20 protein-coding genes are annotated in these 12,995 nt (G+C 69.3%); 18 read left to right on the top strand and 2 right to left on the bottom strand.

Annotated elements, in window-relative coordinates; translation table 11 throughout:
- Positions 1-127: 127 nt before the first annotated feature.
- A complete protein-coding gene (locus VMD50_RS29625; RefSeq protein ID WP_325433540.1) occupies positions 128-1,603 on the bottom strand; it encodes a hypothetical protein in 1,476 nt (491 codons plus the stop codon).
- A complete protein-coding gene (locus VMD50_RS29620; RefSeq protein WP_325433538.1) occupies positions 1,542-1,847 on the bottom strand; it encodes a terminase small subunit in 306 nt (101 codons plus the stop codon). The genes VMD50_RS29625 and VMD50_RS29620 overlap by 62 nt, the downstream gene beginning before the upstream one ends.
- Before the next feature lie 71 nt (positions 1,848-1,918).
- Here VMD50_RS29620 and VMD50_RS29615 point away from each other — a divergent pair, with 71 nt between their 5' ends.
- From VMD50_RS29615 to VMD50_RS29530, 18 genes are all read left to right on the top strand, one after another.
- Complete coding sequence (locus tag VMD50_RS29615) at positions 1,919-2,218, top strand: hypothetical protein (RefSeq protein ID WP_325433536.1); 300 nt, start codon at positions 1,919-1,921, stop codon at positions 2,216-2,218.
- Complete coding sequence (locus VMD50_RS29610) at positions 2,215-3,495, top strand: phage portal protein (protein ID WP_325433534.1); 1,281 nt, start codon at positions 2,215-2,217, stop codon at positions 3,493-3,495. The genes VMD50_RS29615 and VMD50_RS29610 overlap by 4 nt, the downstream gene beginning before the upstream one ends.
- Positions 3,492-3,932, top strand: a complete 441-nt coding sequence (locus VMD50_RS29605) for a hypothetical protein (protein ID WP_325433532.1) — start codon at positions 3,492-3,494, stop codon at positions 3,930-3,932. Before VMD50_RS29610 ends, VMD50_RS29605 begins: the two co-directional genes overlap by 4 nt.
- A complete protein-coding gene (locus VMD50_RS29600) occupies positions 3,932-5,050 on the top strand; it encodes a head maturation protease, ClpP-related (protein ID WP_325433530.1) in 1,119 nt (372 codons plus the stop codon). Before VMD50_RS29605 ends, VMD50_RS29600 begins: the two co-directional genes overlap by 1 nt.
- Entirely contained in the window at positions 5,047-6,444 is a 1,398-nt protein-coding gene (locus VMD50_RS29595) for a phage major capsid protein (protein ID WP_325433528.1), read from the top strand. The genes VMD50_RS29600 and VMD50_RS29595 overlap by 4 nt, the downstream gene beginning before the upstream one ends.
- A 28-nt stretch (positions 6,445-6,472) precedes the next feature.
- A complete protein-coding gene (locus VMD50_RS29590) occupies positions 6,473-6,895 on the top strand; it encodes a hypothetical protein (RefSeq protein ID WP_325433526.1) in 423 nt (140 codons plus the stop codon).
- Between the two features lie 19 nt (positions 6,896-6,914).
- Positions 6,915-7,376, top strand: coding sequence for a hypothetical protein (locus tag VMD50_RS29585; protein WP_325433524.1), 462 nt, complete (start codon positions 6,915-6,917; stop codon positions 7,374-7,376).
- Positions 7,377-7,379: 3 nt separating this feature from the next.
- Positions 7,380-8,210 (top strand): hypothetical protein, encoded by an 831-nt coding sequence (locus VMD50_RS29580; RefSeq protein ID WP_325433522.1) that lies wholly within the window; start codon positions 7,380-7,382, stop codon positions 8,208-8,210.
- 17 nt (positions 8,211-8,227) lie between these two features.
- Positions 8,228-8,434, top strand: a complete 207-nt coding sequence (locus VMD50_RS29575; RefSeq protein WP_325433520.1) for a hypothetical protein — start codon at positions 8,228-8,230, stop codon at positions 8,432-8,434.
- A gap of 7 nt (positions 8,435-8,441) precedes the next feature.
- Complete coding sequence (locus VMD50_RS29570) at positions 8,442-8,660, top strand: hypothetical protein (protein WP_325433518.1); 219 nt, start codon at positions 8,442-8,444, stop codon at positions 8,658-8,660.
- 135 nt (positions 8,661-8,795) lie between these two features.
- On the top strand, positions 8,796-9,884 hold the full coding sequence (locus VMD50_RS29565; protein WP_325433516.1) for a hypothetical protein: 1,089 nt from the start codon (positions 8,796-8,798) through the stop codon (positions 9,882-9,884).
- Positions 9,884-10,273, top strand: a complete 390-nt coding sequence (locus VMD50_RS29560; protein WP_325433514.1) for a hypothetical protein — start codon at positions 9,884-9,886, stop codon at positions 10,271-10,273. Before VMD50_RS29565 ends, VMD50_RS29560 begins: the two co-directional genes overlap by 1 nt.
- Positions 10,270-10,728 (top strand): hypothetical protein, encoded by a 459-nt coding sequence (locus tag VMD50_RS29555; protein ID WP_325433513.1) that lies wholly within the window; start codon positions 10,270-10,272, stop codon positions 10,726-10,728. Before VMD50_RS29560 ends, VMD50_RS29555 begins: the two co-directional genes overlap by 4 nt.
- A gap of 9 nt (positions 10,729-10,737) precedes the next feature.
- Positions 10,738-10,899, top strand: coding sequence for a hypothetical protein (locus VMD50_RS29550; protein ID WP_325433511.1), 162 nt, complete (start codon positions 10,738-10,740; stop codon positions 10,897-10,899).
- Positions 10,899-11,639, top strand: coding sequence for a hypothetical protein (locus VMD50_RS29545; protein ID WP_325433509.1), 741 nt, complete (start codon positions 10,899-10,901; stop codon positions 11,637-11,639). The genes VMD50_RS29550 and VMD50_RS29545 overlap by 1 nt, the downstream gene beginning before the upstream one ends.
- Entirely contained in the window at positions 11,639-12,085 is a 447-nt protein-coding gene (locus VMD50_RS29540) for a hypothetical protein (RefSeq protein WP_325433507.1), read from the top strand. The genes VMD50_RS29545 and VMD50_RS29540 overlap by 1 nt, the downstream gene beginning before the upstream one ends.
- Positions 12,086-12,091: 6 nt before the next feature.
- On the top strand, positions 12,092-12,496 hold the full coding sequence (locus VMD50_RS29535) for a hypothetical protein (protein WP_325433505.1): 405 nt from the start codon (positions 12,092-12,094) through the stop codon (positions 12,494-12,496).
- A 5-nt stretch (positions 12,497-12,501) separates the two neighbouring features.
- Positions 12,502-12,903 (top strand): hypothetical protein, encoded by a 402-nt coding sequence (locus VMD50_RS29530; protein ID WP_325433503.1) that lies wholly within the window; start codon positions 12,502-12,504, stop codon positions 12,901-12,903.
- Positions 12,904-12,995: the final 92 nt, after the last annotated feature.

Genomic DNA, 12,995 nt, shown 5'->3' with positions numbered 1-12,995 from the left:
CTGTCCCTCCCTCCCCGAATTCCCCTGGAAACGCCTCACCTTGATCATTCAAGCGATCACGCATGCATACTTATGCACTCGCCACGCTCGCAGCGACCCGCCCGACCCGCTTGACGGTGACGCAGCGTCACCCGGCGAGCCAGCGGACACGCGGCTGCGCCGGCTCCGGCAAAGTCCGGGCCAGGTGCACGGCGCCGGCCGCGGCGTAGGCGGCATCGACGTGGCCGGCGCCGCGGCGGGCGAACCGCCACCCGTCGGCAACCGGTAGCCGCTTGGCGCCGAGCAGCTGTGTGGTGAGCAGTGGGTCGCCGGCGTGGAGGATGCGGCGGGCGTGGACTTGTTCGGCGAGGCCTTGGCAGGCGGCGGTGGCTTCGGCGGTGCCGAGGGAGTCGAAGCCGAGCTTGGTCAGGTCGGCTTCGAGGGCGGCGGTGGGTCCGGATCGGAACCAGCCGCGGGCCTTGGGTTGGATGCGTTCCATCCATCCGGGTAGGTCGGTGCGGAGGTCTTCGGTGGTGGTCCAGGAGGCGACGGCTTCGATGCGGGTTCGGCCGTCGTCGCCGAGGGCTGCGACGGCGAGGGTGGCGTGGGCGAGGTCGGGGGCGATGTCGATGAATGCGGTGACCTTGTGTCGGAGGTCGTTGAGGGTGAGGGCGGGGTCTTGGCAGGCGGTCCAGGCGGTGTCGGAGACGACGGAGTCGGCGAGGGTGTCGACGCGTTGGCAGAGGATCTCGGTGCGGAAGACGGCGGCGGGGTCGGTGGCGAGGGCGGTGCGGATCGCGGCTTCGCTGATCGTGTAGCCGAGGCCTGGTTCGCCTTGGGCCCACGCCTTGGGGTCGTCGAGGGCGCAGTCGTCTTCGGCTGACCATTCGAAGATTCCGAGTTTGGGGTCGTTGCCGGTGAGTGCGGCTTCGCGGAGGTGGTTGAGGACGACGGATTGGTCGTCGCCGGCGTTGGAGATGGCGAAGGTGAGGGCGCTGGGGCGGGCCATGGTGGTCTTGGAGAGGGCGGCCCATGCGTCCCAGTTGCGTTGCTCGCGGAGTTCGTCGAGGAGGAGGAAGTCGACGGAGAGGCCGCGGCCTGCCTGCCGGTTGGCGGCTGAGATCTTCCAGCGGCGGCCGCCGGTGAGGCGGACGTGTTCGTCGCCGTTGACGCGGGAGACGCGGTCGAGTTCGTTTTTGAGGTCGGGGGTTTCGTTGATGGTGTCGCAGCCGGCGCGCCAGGCTTCGCGGGCGATGTCGAGGGTTTGGGCGACGGAGAGGACGAGGCGGGCGCCGTTGAGGTACAGCTGCCAGAGGGCGAGGGTGCGGGCGAAGCTGGTTTTGCCGGATTGGCGGCCGACGAGGACGAGGACGGTGCGGTAGCGCTGGCCGCCGGACCGGTCGAGTTCCAGGGCGTGGATTCCGAGCCAGCGTTGCCAGGGCAGGAGGGGTTCGCCGATGACTTTTTCGGCGAAATCTGCCAGTTCGTAGCCGCGGCTGGTGGTGCGGGTGAGTCTTCTGGCTGGGGGGGTCCAGAGGCGGGGTTCGGTGCGGCCGAGGAGTTCAGGCTGGGCGGCGGGCGTCGCGGAGTTGCGCGAGCGGCGACTTGGGGGCTGCCCGGCCATGGTCTGCCTCCCCTGCGCTGGTGGTGGTCTTGCGGGCGGTGGGGGTGGCGCCGAGTTGGGCGAGGGTGGCGAGGTAGGTGGGGGCGGCGGTGGTGAGGCGGGCTTCGCCGTGGTCGATGGCGGCGGCGAGGTGGCGGGCGAGGGCGACGGCTGCTTGGTCGGCTGGGGTGAGGGTGAGTGCGGTGAGGGTGGCTTCGAGGGCGGGGGCGAGTAGTTCGTCGGCCGGCCGGACGGTGCGCGTCACCCCTCCATGATGGCAAGACTTGCTAGCGGCGTGCCTGCTTGACTGTCAGGTGTTGCCGTACTCTGTGGGTTGTGACGGTGGTGGCCGTGGCCCGGCGGTCGAGCGCGGAGCGGGCTGCGGTGCGCGCGCAGGCCAGGGCGAGGTCGCGGGCGCGGTGGCTGGCCCGGCGCCGGGCCTCGCGGGCATGGTCGGTGCGGGTGTGGCGCCGGTGGTGGCCGATGGTGACTCCTGGCGCCGGGCTGGCCGCGTTCACCGGGGCGGCGTGGCGGGTGTCGACAGTGCTCGGGCTGGTCGTCCTGGGCGTCGCCCTGTTCGCGGTCGACTGGTACGCGGGGTCTGAGGAGATCGAGCGTCGGCGGGGCCGGCGGTGAGCCTGGTCCGGGCGGCGCTGTCCCGCGTGACGGGCCGGGCGGGTGGCGCGCCGGTGCCGATGCAGGGCCGGAACCGGATGGGGTTCGCCAGCCGGCCGGGGTCGTCGGATCGGATGCTGTCCGCGCAGGCCGCCGTCTCCACGGTGTATTCCGTGACGGCGGCGATCGCGGAGGACGTCGGGCAGGTCGCCTGGTATCTGGCGTCGCTGCCGGGTCCGGACTCGATTGTCGCGCCGGGCGGCGTCGGGATCATCCCCGAGGTGATCACGCACCGGCATCCGGCTGCGGAGCTGTGGGCGAACCCGAACCCGTGGTTCACGCGGGTGGCGTTGGTGGAGCGGGTGCAGATGCACGCCGAGCTCGCCGGGGTCGGGTACGTGATCGTGGACCGGGGGCCCAGCACGAGGGGTGTGCCGCTGGCGTTGTGGCCGGTGCTGCCGAACCGGATGCAGCCGGTCCCGGACGCTGATCAGTTCCTTGCCGGGTGGATGTACACGGGCCCGAACAACGAGCAGGTGCCGTTGGGCACGCACCAGGTGATCCCGATCATGGGGACTCCGGACGCGTCCGACCTGTACAGCTCGATGTCGCCGGTGCAGCCGTTGATGCCGGATATCGAGGCGGTCCGGCACAGCTCGGAGTACAACCGGAACTTCTTCCTGAACTCGGCTGAGCCGGGCGGTGTGATCGAGGTCCCGAACAACCTGGAGGACAAGCAGTTCGACCGGTTGCAGCGGCAGTGGAATGAACAGCACCGGGGTGTGTCGAACGCGCACCGGGTGGCGATCCTTGAGGGCGGCTCGAAGTGGTCGCCGCGCCAGTTGACGTTCAAGGACATGCAGTTCATGGAGCTGCGGAATCTGTCCGCGGAGATTATCCGTGAGGCGTGGCGGATCTCGAAGACCCGCCTGGGGCAGACCGAAAGCGTGAACCGGGCGACCGCCGAAACCGCGATCTACACCAACTCCCGGCACATCACGAAGCCTCGGTGTGTGCGCTGGCAGGAGGCGTTGAACACCAGGCTGTTGCCGATGTTCGGTCCGGTCGGTCAAGGCGTGCAGTTCGTGTTCGACCTGCAGGTCCCGAAGGACACACAGGCCGACGACGCGGAGCGCACCAGCAAGGCGAACGCGGCGGCGCTGCTGGTCGGTGCCGGGTATGACCGGGCGCAGGTGTTGGAGACGGTCGGGTTGCCGCCGATGGATTGGGTTGGTGTGCCGCCGGGCGCCAAGCAGCCGCAGGCGCCGCAATCCTCGTCGAACGGGGGCGCTCAGTGAGCAAGCGGCATCCGTCGTTCCCGGACGCCCGGCCGGCGGCAAAGAAGCAGCCTCCGGAGATCACGTGGAAGGACGAACCCGCTGACGAAAACTACCGGTCGGCGGCCAACTTCCTGGGCCTGGTCCTCCCGGCCGGTCTCGTGACGAGGTCGGTGCAGGCGCTGCGGACGGTGGGAACCCGGAAGTACAACCCTCATGACCTGCTGCGTGCGGCCAGGTTGAAGCCGGCGAAGGCGTCGGACCTCGTCTACCAGAACGAGATCGGGAAGGTCGAGGCCGGGGAGCCGTGGTCGCCGGTGCTGCTGGTGGCCATGTACCCGAGCCTGATCATCGCGGATGGCTACCACCGGGTGTCGGTCGCGTTTGACCTGGAGGAGCAGGACGTGTGGGCGCGGATCGTGCCCTGCCACGACCAGGAACTGGAAGGTGACGACTGATGCCCGCGATGGCAGTGCATCACACCGCGACCGAGGATTCGCCGTGGGACGGGCCGGCCGCGGTCAAGGCGATGCCCAACAGCAAGGCGACGCTGCACTACTGCCACGCGTGGGAGGACACCGACGCGGGCGATGAGAAGGCGGACTACCGGTTCCCGCACCACAAGGTGAAGGGGGGCCCGGCGAACCTCGCGGCGTGCCGGAACGGGCTGGCCCGGCTGGAGGGATCGACGATCCCGGACGGCGACAAGGCGGGTGTGAAGGAGCACCTGCAGGCACACCTTGACGACGGCAACCAGGACGACGGCGACGGCGAGGCCGGCGCGAGCAACAGTGGCCGGCCGTGGCGGTCGATCCACAACCGGGGGACGCGGCCACGGGATCGGGCCTGGTACCGGATCGAGGCGAAGGACAACGGGGCCGCCGAGGTGCTGCTGTACGACGAGATCGGCGGCTGGTGGGGGCTGGCGGCCGAGGACTTCGTCCGGGACCTGGCGAAGGTCGACGCGAAGCAGATCACGTTGCGGATCAACTCGCCGGGCGGCGACGTCTTCGATGGGCTGGCCATCTACAACAGCCTGCGGCAGCACTCGGCGACGGTGACGGCCCGGGTCGAGGGGCTCGCGGCGTCGGCGGCGTCGTTCATCGCGATGGCGGCTGACACGGTGCAGGTGTGCCGTGGCGCGATGCTGATGATTCACGACGCGGCCGGGTTCGCGATCGGGAACGCCGCGGACATGCGGACGCTGGCGGACCTGCTCGACAAGTGCTCCGACAACATCGCTGACCTGTACGCCGGCCGCGCCGGGGGGACCGTCGACGACTGGCGGGCCGCGATGAGAGCGGAGACCTGGTATTCGGCGCGGGAGGCCGTTGAGGCGGGCCTGGCCGACGAGCTGCTGGGCGACGACGCGACCGGCGGCGACGGGAACCCGACGGACGCATTCGATCTGAGCATCTTCGCTCACGCCGGCCGCGACAACGCGCCGGCCCCTTGGATGCCCGGTCGGTCGGATGGCCCCCGACGCCCGACCGACCGGGTGAAGAACTCCACCGCGGGGGCGGTGGTTGACACCGATGGAATCGCTGCCGCCTTGAGAGGAGCGTTCAAGCGATGAGCCCCACCGCAGTGCCTACCAAGGCCAGCGAACTGGAAGAGGCGATCTCGGACCCGAAGAAGCTCGCCAACTACTTCGAGGACGGGAAGCCGAAGCCGGAGTTCTCCGAGCTGATCCGGAACTACGCGAAGGCCTCCGGGAAGAAGGAGACCAAGGATCTGCGGAAGCAGATCGACGACCAGGCGTCGGCCATCTTCGCGCAGATGGCGAAGGACATGTTCGGTGCCGGCCCGGAGAAGGGCGCGAAGCTGCCGTCTCCGTTAGACCTGCGCAACGGCCAGGACCGGGCGCCGAAGCCGACCAACGCGGTCGCCAAGGCCGCGGCCGAGCTGGACAAGGTGTTCCGCAACTCGACGGACTTCTTCCAGGCCATCTGGTCGCGGCGGGACAGCCTGCCGAACCGGGCCGACCTGGAGGACCGGGTGTCCCGGGCCACCCAGATCGTCAACAGCTTCGGCAGCATCATCCCCGGCGACGGCGGGTTCCTGGTGCCGGAGACGCTCCGCGCGGAGATCCTGAAGGCTGCGATCGAGCAGTCCATCATCCGGCCGCGGGCTCGGGTCATCCCGATGGACTCGCTGCGGGTGCCCATCCCGACGATCGCCGACACCAGCCACGTCAGCTCGGTGTGGGGTGGCATCACGGCCTACTGGACGGAAGAGGCCGCGGCGCTCACCGAGTCGTCGCCGACGTTCGGTCGGGTCGTCCTCGACGCGAAGAAGCTCACCGGGTACGCGGAGATCCCGAACGAGCTGCTGGCGGACGCGGTTGCGTTCACCGGGTTCTTCGACCAGACGTTCCCGCAGGCGCTGGCCTACTTCGAGGACGTCGCGTTCTTCTCCGGTACCGGCGCCGGTGAGCCCCTCGGGGTCATCTCGTGCCCCGCCAGCGTCCAGGTGGCCGCGGAGGCTGGGCAGCCGACCAAGACGATCGTCTGGGAGAACCTGGTCAACATGTACTCCCGGATGCTCCCCACGTCGCTGGGGAACGCCGTGTGGGTCGCGAACATCGACACGTTCCCGCAGCTGGCGACGATGGCGCTGTCCGTCGGTACCGGCGGCGGGCCCGTCTGGATCGGGAACTTCGCTGGCGGCACCGGCGGCGCGCAGACCCCGCCCGCCACGATCCTGGGCCGGCCGGTCCTGTTCACCGAGAAGGTCCCGACCCTCGGCACCACCGGCGACATCATGTTCACCGACCTGTCGTACTACCTCGTCGGCGACCGGCAGATGATGCAGGCGATGCAGTCGGAGCACTACAAGTTCGCCAACGACAAGACCGCGTTTCGCATCACCGAACGCGTCGACGGGCAGCCGTGGCTGCACTCGGCGATCACCCCGCACTCCGGGTCCAGCAACACCCTGACCCCCGTCGTCCAGCTCGCGTCCCGCTGAGCCCGGAACCTGAGAGGAGAGAACAGACATGGCTGGCCAGGAAGGACTCGGGCGCGTCTTCAACGTCGTCCCGATCGCTGCCGGTGTCGCGATCAGCATGAAGGAGTGCTCGGCGATCACATTCGTGTGCACCGCCGCGGACACCTTCACGATCACGGTGGCGTCGACGTTCGGCGGCGCCTACGCAACGCCGGGGAACATCATCGACCACTATTATCAGGCGACCGCGACGAACGGGACCGCCGCGTGGACGAAGCAGACGCAGGTCGCATCGAACGCGGTGGTGCAGGCCGGCGCGAACACCACGGTCATCACGGTGACCGGGTCGAAGCTGCCGGACCCGAAGTGCTACATCAAGTGCACCGCGTCCGGTGCGGGTCTGGTGAAGGCGATCCTGCATGACCTGACCGCGCAGCAGGCGCCCGCGAACCTGACGATCCCGTCGGCCTGAGAAGGGGAGTCAGCAGGCAATGACGACGATCATCAAGAACGCGGATGTCCGGACGATCGCGAAGGGCATCCTGGTGTCGCGGGCGACCGCGACGCTTCCCCAGTCGACGACCGGGAACATCTTCACCATCACCGGCGGCCGGATCATCCTGCGGGGCCTCGTCGGCACCGTCACCACAATCATCCAGGTGCAGGCTGACGCCACGAAGCTGACCAGCTCGCCGACCACCGGCAGCGCGGTGGACCTGTGCACCACCACCGACATCACCGGTCTGGAGGTCGGCGGGATGCTCGCGCTGCCGGCCGCGGTCGGGTCGGCGCTGGTGAAGGCGAACGGCGGGGCGTGTGCGATCGCGGACCCGGGGCTGGTGCTGCCGGTCGGTTCGATCGTCCTGAACTGTGGTGCGTCGAACACCGGCAGCGTGAAGTGGGATCTGATCTACACGCCGTTGGACAACGGCGCTCAGGTCGCGGCGGCGTAGGTCATGGGCCGCACGAGTACGTTGGGTGGCCCCAGCACCAGTGATGGTGCTGGGGTCCCCAGCTCCAATGTCACCTCGCGGCTGGTCGGTGCGGACGGGCAGTCCCGGCTGGTCTCTGAGGCGCTGCCGGTGCCTTTGCCTGTCGCGCAGGGCGGGACCGGAGCCACCACCCCCGCCGCGGCGCAGACAGCTCTAGGGCTGGGGTCCGCGGCCACGAAGACGCCGGCCCAGCTGGCGGCCGATGCCGCGTTCACGGGGGTGTACGCGTCCATCTACACCGTCGCGGGCCCCTACCTGGCCGCGAGAGAGTACGCGCTGCTGGGCAGCCAGTCGTTCGCGGTGACGAACTTCGATCGGGGGACCGGCACCGACCAGGCGGGGGCGTTGACGTCGGCTGTGATGACGTCGGTCGCGTTGTACCTGCTGGCCGGCAGCGTGGTCACCAACCTGACGTTCATCTCCGGGAACACGGCGGCGAACGCGCCGGCGAACTGGTGGTTCGCCCTGTACGACACGCAGGCGACTCCGGCGCTGCTGGGGCAGACAACGGACCAGACGACGGCGGCGTGGGCGGCGAACACGGCGAAGACGCTGGCGTTGTCGTCGCCGGTGAGCATCACGACGACCGGCGTGTACTACGCGGCGTGCATGGTGAAGGCGACGGGTGTGCCGTCGCTGCTGGCGCGGGCCACCTACGTGTCGGGTGCTGGCGCTGTGATTGCTGGGGCGAAGGTGTTGGCGCAGACGTCGGGGGCGGCGTTGACGACGACGGCTCCGGCGACGATCGCGACGCCGACGACGACGGGGGTCACCCCGTTCGTGATCGCGACCTGAGGGGGGTTGATGTTCCGGTGACGCAGAACACGGGCGGCTGGTACGGGCTGGCCGGGATCGTCGCCGATCAGCGGCTGCAGCGGCGGTCGGAGGCGTCGCGGCGGCCTGCGGCGTGCTTCGACGACGGGGAGCCGCTGCGGCCGGGCCCGGACGGGGAGTTGTACTGCCGGTTCTGCGGCCGGCACTACGAGGGCAAGTCTCAGCTCGACTACGACAAGGTGTGACCCCCTGATGCCACGCAACAGTGTCGCTTCCGGCCCGTCTGTCGGCCTGCCCGCCGTGTTCGTCCCGCCGGTGTCGAACAACGCCGTCGGCTACACGGAGCGGGAGGCGTACCGGGCTGTCGTGGCCGCGGCGACCCGCACGGTGCCGACCGCCCCGACCGTCGGGCATCCGATCGTGTGGGCGTGGTCACCGACCCTGCACGAGGTTGTGGCGACACAGCCCTAACACCCGTCAGCCGTGGCAACACCTGACAGGTGTTAGGCGGGTACTCTGGCAGAAGTTCACAACTGAACAGCCCAACCCGGCCGCCCGAGGGAGGCCTGGACGCAGGAAGCGACGTCAAGGGGACGGGAACCAAGCATGAGCGCGGTCGTCGGACCCGTGCGGTACGCGTCAGTCGAGGACGTCAAGACGGCCATCGACACGCAGTACACCGCCCGCCTTGACCCCCTGATCCTCGGCGACATCGAATCCCACTCCCAAAGCGTCGAAGGCCTCCTCCACCGCAAGTTCTGGCCCTGCATCGACACCCGATGGTTCGACTGGCCCAACCTGCAGTACGCGTGGCCGTTCACCCTCCACCTGGAACAGCACGAGGTCATCTCCGTCACCTCGGTCGTGTCCGGCGGGGTGACCATCCCCATCGGAAACATCTACCTGGAACCCAACGGCGACGGCCCCCCGTACGACCGGCTCGAAATCAACCTCGGCACGTCGTCCAGCTTCGGCGGCAGCGCAGCGACCTGGCAGCGGAACATCGCCGTCACCGGCGTCTATGGGTTCGGCAACGACACCAGCCCGGCCGGCAGCCTCGTCGGCGCCATCAACGCCTCGGTCACGACCCTGACGGTGTCCGATTCCAGCCTCGTCGGCGTCGGCCCCGCCATCCTCATCGACACCGAGTACGCGACCGTCGAGTCCCGCGCCATGACCAGCACCGGCGCCACCATCACCGGCGACATGGCCGTCTCACAGGCCGGCGCAGGCCTGAACGTCACCATCTCCGACACCAGCAAGGTGCACGCCGGGGAAACCATCCTGATCGACGCCGAACGGATGCTCATCCAGGACCGCCTCACGTCGAGCATCAACGTGGTCCGCGCCTACGACGGGACACCGCTGGCAGCGCACACTCACGGCGCGACGATCTACGCGCCCCGACAGCTGACCGTGGTCCGCGGCTGCTGGGGCACCACCGCGGCCGCGCACCTCGACGCGGCCCCCATCGCCCAGCACAAGCCTCCCGCACTGATCCGGGACCTGACCATCGCGAAGGTCATCACGCACGCGCAGTGGATGTCCGCCGGCGGCACCGATGTGCTGGCCCGGTCCGGGGTCGGCGGCGGCCCCCGCGGCAAGGGCGCCATGCTGCACCTGCGGTCCACGCAGGAGATCGAGGACGACGCGTACGCCCGGTTCGGCCGCAAGGCCAGGACGCGGAGCATCTGATGGCGGGCGTGCAGATCACGACGGTAGGCCCGATCTTCGACGGTGAGGCCGAGGTCGCGTTGGCGGCCCTGGCCACGGAGATCGTGTCGCAGGTCGCCGACGCCGCATTGAGCGACCTGCAGGCCCGGTTCCATGAGACGTTCATGGCGCCGACCGGCGCCTACGAATCGCAGGTGGTCAAGAACCTGGCGTCGCCGACGTCAGCGGAGATCGGCGACGGCGGATCCCGGTACGGGCCGTGGCTGGAAGGCACGAGCCACCGCAACCAGACGACCCGGTTCAAGGGCTACCACAACTTCCGGTTCGTCACCCAGACCTACCAGCGGCAGAAGGCCGCGGCGATCGCGACGCAGATCCTCGCCTACCAGATGGGCAGGTTCGGCGGATGAGCCTGGACCTGACAGGCATCCTCGACGGGCTCGTCTCGCACGCGTCGGCGACCGGCTACTTCCAGCGGGTGAACACGCATGAGCCGAAGTCGGCGCCCGGGTGGGGGTTGACGTGCGCGATCTGGGCGCAGGAGATCGCGCCGCTGCCGGCCGCGTCCGGGCTCGCGGCCACGAGCACGCTGGTGACGTTCTCGTTGCGGATCTACACCGACATGCTGCAGGAGCCGCTGGACCAGATCGACCCGAAGGTTCTGGCCGCCACGGACGTGCTGATGGAGGCGTACTCCGGGAACTTCACCCTCGGCGGGACGGTCCGGGACATCGACCTGCTCGGGCAGTTCGGCCGCGGCTTGAACGCGGAGGCCGGCTACATCAACCTCAACCAGAAGCAGCTGCGGTGCATGACGATCAACGTGCCGTTGGTCGTGAACGACCAGTTCCCGCAGGCCCCGTAGGAGGACCGGATGTTGCAGGTGTGCAAGGCGTGCGGGTGCCGGGGCATCGCGCACGACATCGAGGTGTGCCCGCACTGCGGTGCACCGCTGGCGCCGGCAGCCCCGGCGGTGGAGCTGGTGGATGCGCCGAAGAGCGGCCGGGTTCGGCGTGCCGCGGGTGGTGACGACTGATGGCCAAGCAGGGCGGTCTCGGTGCAGCGCTGTACGTGGGTGGGGTCGACCTGTCCGGGAACTGCACCAACCTGGCCGTGGGTGGCGGTCCGGCGCTCCTGGACGTGACCACGCTGGCGCAGACGGGCATGGACCGGCTCGGCGGGAAACGCGACGCGAAGTTCGACGTCACCGTCGTGTACGACCCGTTGGTCGAGCACCCCACCCTGTCGGCGCTGCCGACGACCGACGTCATCCTCACGTTCGCCGTCCCTACCCTCGCGGTCGGCGCGCCCGCCTGCTGCATGAACTCCAAGCAGACCAACTACGACGGCACCCGCGCCGCCGACGGCCTCTACACGTTCGCGGTGTCGGCGCTGCCGAACAGCTATGGCCTGGAGTGGGGGAACCTCCTCACCGCCGGCATCCAGACCGACACCACCGCAACGAACGGCGCCTCCTGGGACACCGGCGGCAGCCTCTCCTACGGCGCGCAGGCCTACCTGCAGGTCTTCTCGGTGACCGGCACGTCGGTGACGGTGAAGATCCAGGATTCGGCGGACAACTCCAGCTGGGCGGACGTCGCCAGCCTCGCGTTCACGGCGGCCACGCCCGCAGGGTCACCGCAGGCGCAGCGGATCAGCATCGCCAACAACGCCACCGTCCGCCGGTACGTCCGCGCGGCCAGCACGGGCACGTTCTCCAACGCCCAGTACGCCGTCGTCCTGGTCAAGAACCCGCTCGCAGGGGTGATCTTCTAGTGCCCGGCGTCGAATCGTTCCGGCTGGACCCGCTGGGGCCGCCGCAGGCGTACCGGACGGTCGCGTTCGCTCGGCCGTTGACGCGGGACTTCTGGCGGCCAGCGTCGTGCGCTGACGTCGACTGCGAGCACTACCTGCGCGGGTGGGCGACGAAGGTGCTGCCGGGGTCCGCGGATGAGGCCGCTGTGCGCGGGTCTGGCCGGGCGTGGAGTGCCGTGGAGAAGACCGAGGACGGATTCCTCAGGTTCATGTTCCCGCCCGGCCAGGCCTGCTTCCGGGCGTCGACGCACCGAGTGCCGGTCGAGCGGGAGCCGATCTGGTTTTCCCGCAACGGGGATCACCGCGCCGACCTCGGCGGGCACGTGAGGCACACGCGGGTCGAGCACTGGGTGGAAGAACTCGCCGAACAGTCGGCGCGGATCACTGACGCAGTACAGAGAGGATGACCAGCAGTGGCGAAGACAACCGGTCTCGGTGCGGCGATCAGCGTGGCCGACGCCTCCGCAACCCCGCAGACCATCAGTAACGATTGCACCAACTTCACGTTCGCGAGCCCGCGGGCGGTGCAGGACGTGACCGGCGTCGACAAGTCGGCGATGGAGCGGCTCCTCCTCCTGGCCGACGCCAGCATGACCCTGAACGGGGTCTTCAACTCGGCCACGAACATGAGCCACGACGTGTTCAAGACCATCCCGTCGACGTCGGTGGCCAGGGCCGTGGTCCTTACCGTCGCGTCGAAGATCTGGACCACGTCGATGATGCTGACCGACTACACCCTCACCAGGGCCGCGGCCGGCGAACTCACCTTCGCCGTCCCCGGGTCGCTGACGGGCGGCTCCGCGCCGGTCTGGTCCTGATCCCCGTGGGGTTCAGTGCGCGACCCGTCTACGAGCTGGTCTTCGCGGAGGACACCGGCTTGGAGGGCCTGGAGGTGTCGGCTCGGGGGGCCGACGTCGCCACCTACCTGGAGATCCTGCAAGCGGACGACCTGCCGGCGGTGGAGCAGATCCCGCAGCGGCTGAAGTTGATCGCGCCGCTGCTGGTGTCGTGGAACCTCGAAGACGACGCTGGCTCCCCGGTCCCCACCACGTGGGAGGGCATGCAGGGGGTGGATCAGCGGCTGCTGGGTCAGATCATCGAGGCGTGGCTGCGGATGGTCGCTGGTGTCCCGGGCCCTTTGGGCAGGCGATCGACGAGTGGCGGGCCGCCTCCGACGCTGCCGGATGTGGACCTGCCTATGGAGTCGCCAAGCCTGCCGAGCTGACGGAGGCGGAGCTCCTGGTGGGGCTGGCGGACCGGTGGCACATGCTCCCGTCGCAGGTCCGGCGGGCGGCGATGACGGAGGACCTGCGGTAC

The sequence above is a fragment of the Mycobacterium sp. genome (assembly GCF_035506235.1).
In the GTDB taxonomy this organism is placed as follows: domain Bacteria; phylum Actinomycetota; class Actinomycetes; order Mycobacteriales; family Mycobacteriaceae; genus Mycobacterium.
The sequence above is the reverse complement of the archived record's forward strand: the minus strand, read 5'-3'. Positions and strand labels throughout refer to the sequence as shown.

Coding starts and splice junctions, on each gene's coding strand:
- VMD50_RS29625 (WP_325433540.1), bottom strand. CDS start 1,603: ATGGCCGGGCAGCCCCCAAGTCGCCGCTCGCGCAACTCCGCGACGCCC.
- VMD50_RS29600 (WP_325433530.1), top strand. CDS start 3,932: ATGCCCGCGATGGCAGTGCATCACACCGCGACCGAGGATTCGCCGTGG.
- VMD50_RS29595 (WP_325433528.1), top strand. CDS start 5,047: ATGAGCCCCACCGCAGTGCCTACCAAGGCCAGCGAACTGGAAGAGGCG.
- VMD50_RS29590 (WP_325433526.1), top strand. CDS start 6,473: ATGGCTGGCCAGGAAGGACTCGGGCGCGTCTTCAACGTCGTCCCGATC.
- VMD50_RS29585 (WP_325433524.1), top strand. CDS start 6,915: ATGACGACGATCATCAAGAACGCGGATGTCCGGACGATCGCGAAGGGC.
- VMD50_RS29580 (WP_325433522.1), top strand. CDS start 7,380: ATGGGCCGCACGAGTACGTTGGGTGGCCCCAGCACCAGTGATGGTGCT.
- VMD50_RS29570 (WP_325433518.1), top strand. CDS start 8,442: ATGCCACGCAACAGTGTCGCTTCCGGCCCGTCTGTCGGCCTGCCCGCC.
- VMD50_RS29565 (WP_325433516.1), top strand. CDS start 8,796: ATGAGCGCGGTCGTCGGACCCGTGCGGTACGCGTCAGTCGAGGACGTC.
- VMD50_RS29560 (WP_325433514.1), top strand. CDS start 9,884: ATGGCGGGCGTGCAGATCACGACGGTAGGCCCGATCTTCGACGGTGAG.
- VMD50_RS29555 (WP_325433513.1), top strand. CDS start 10,270: ATGAGCCTGGACCTGACAGGCATCCTCGACGGGCTCGTCTCGCACGCG.
- VMD50_RS29550 (WP_325433511.1), top strand. CDS start 10,738: ATGTTGCAGGTGTGCAAGGCGTGCGGGTGCCGGGGCATCGCGCACGAC.
- VMD50_RS29545 (WP_325433509.1), top strand. CDS start 10,899: ATGGCCAAGCAGGGCGGTCTCGGTGCAGCGCTGTACGTGGGTGGGGTC.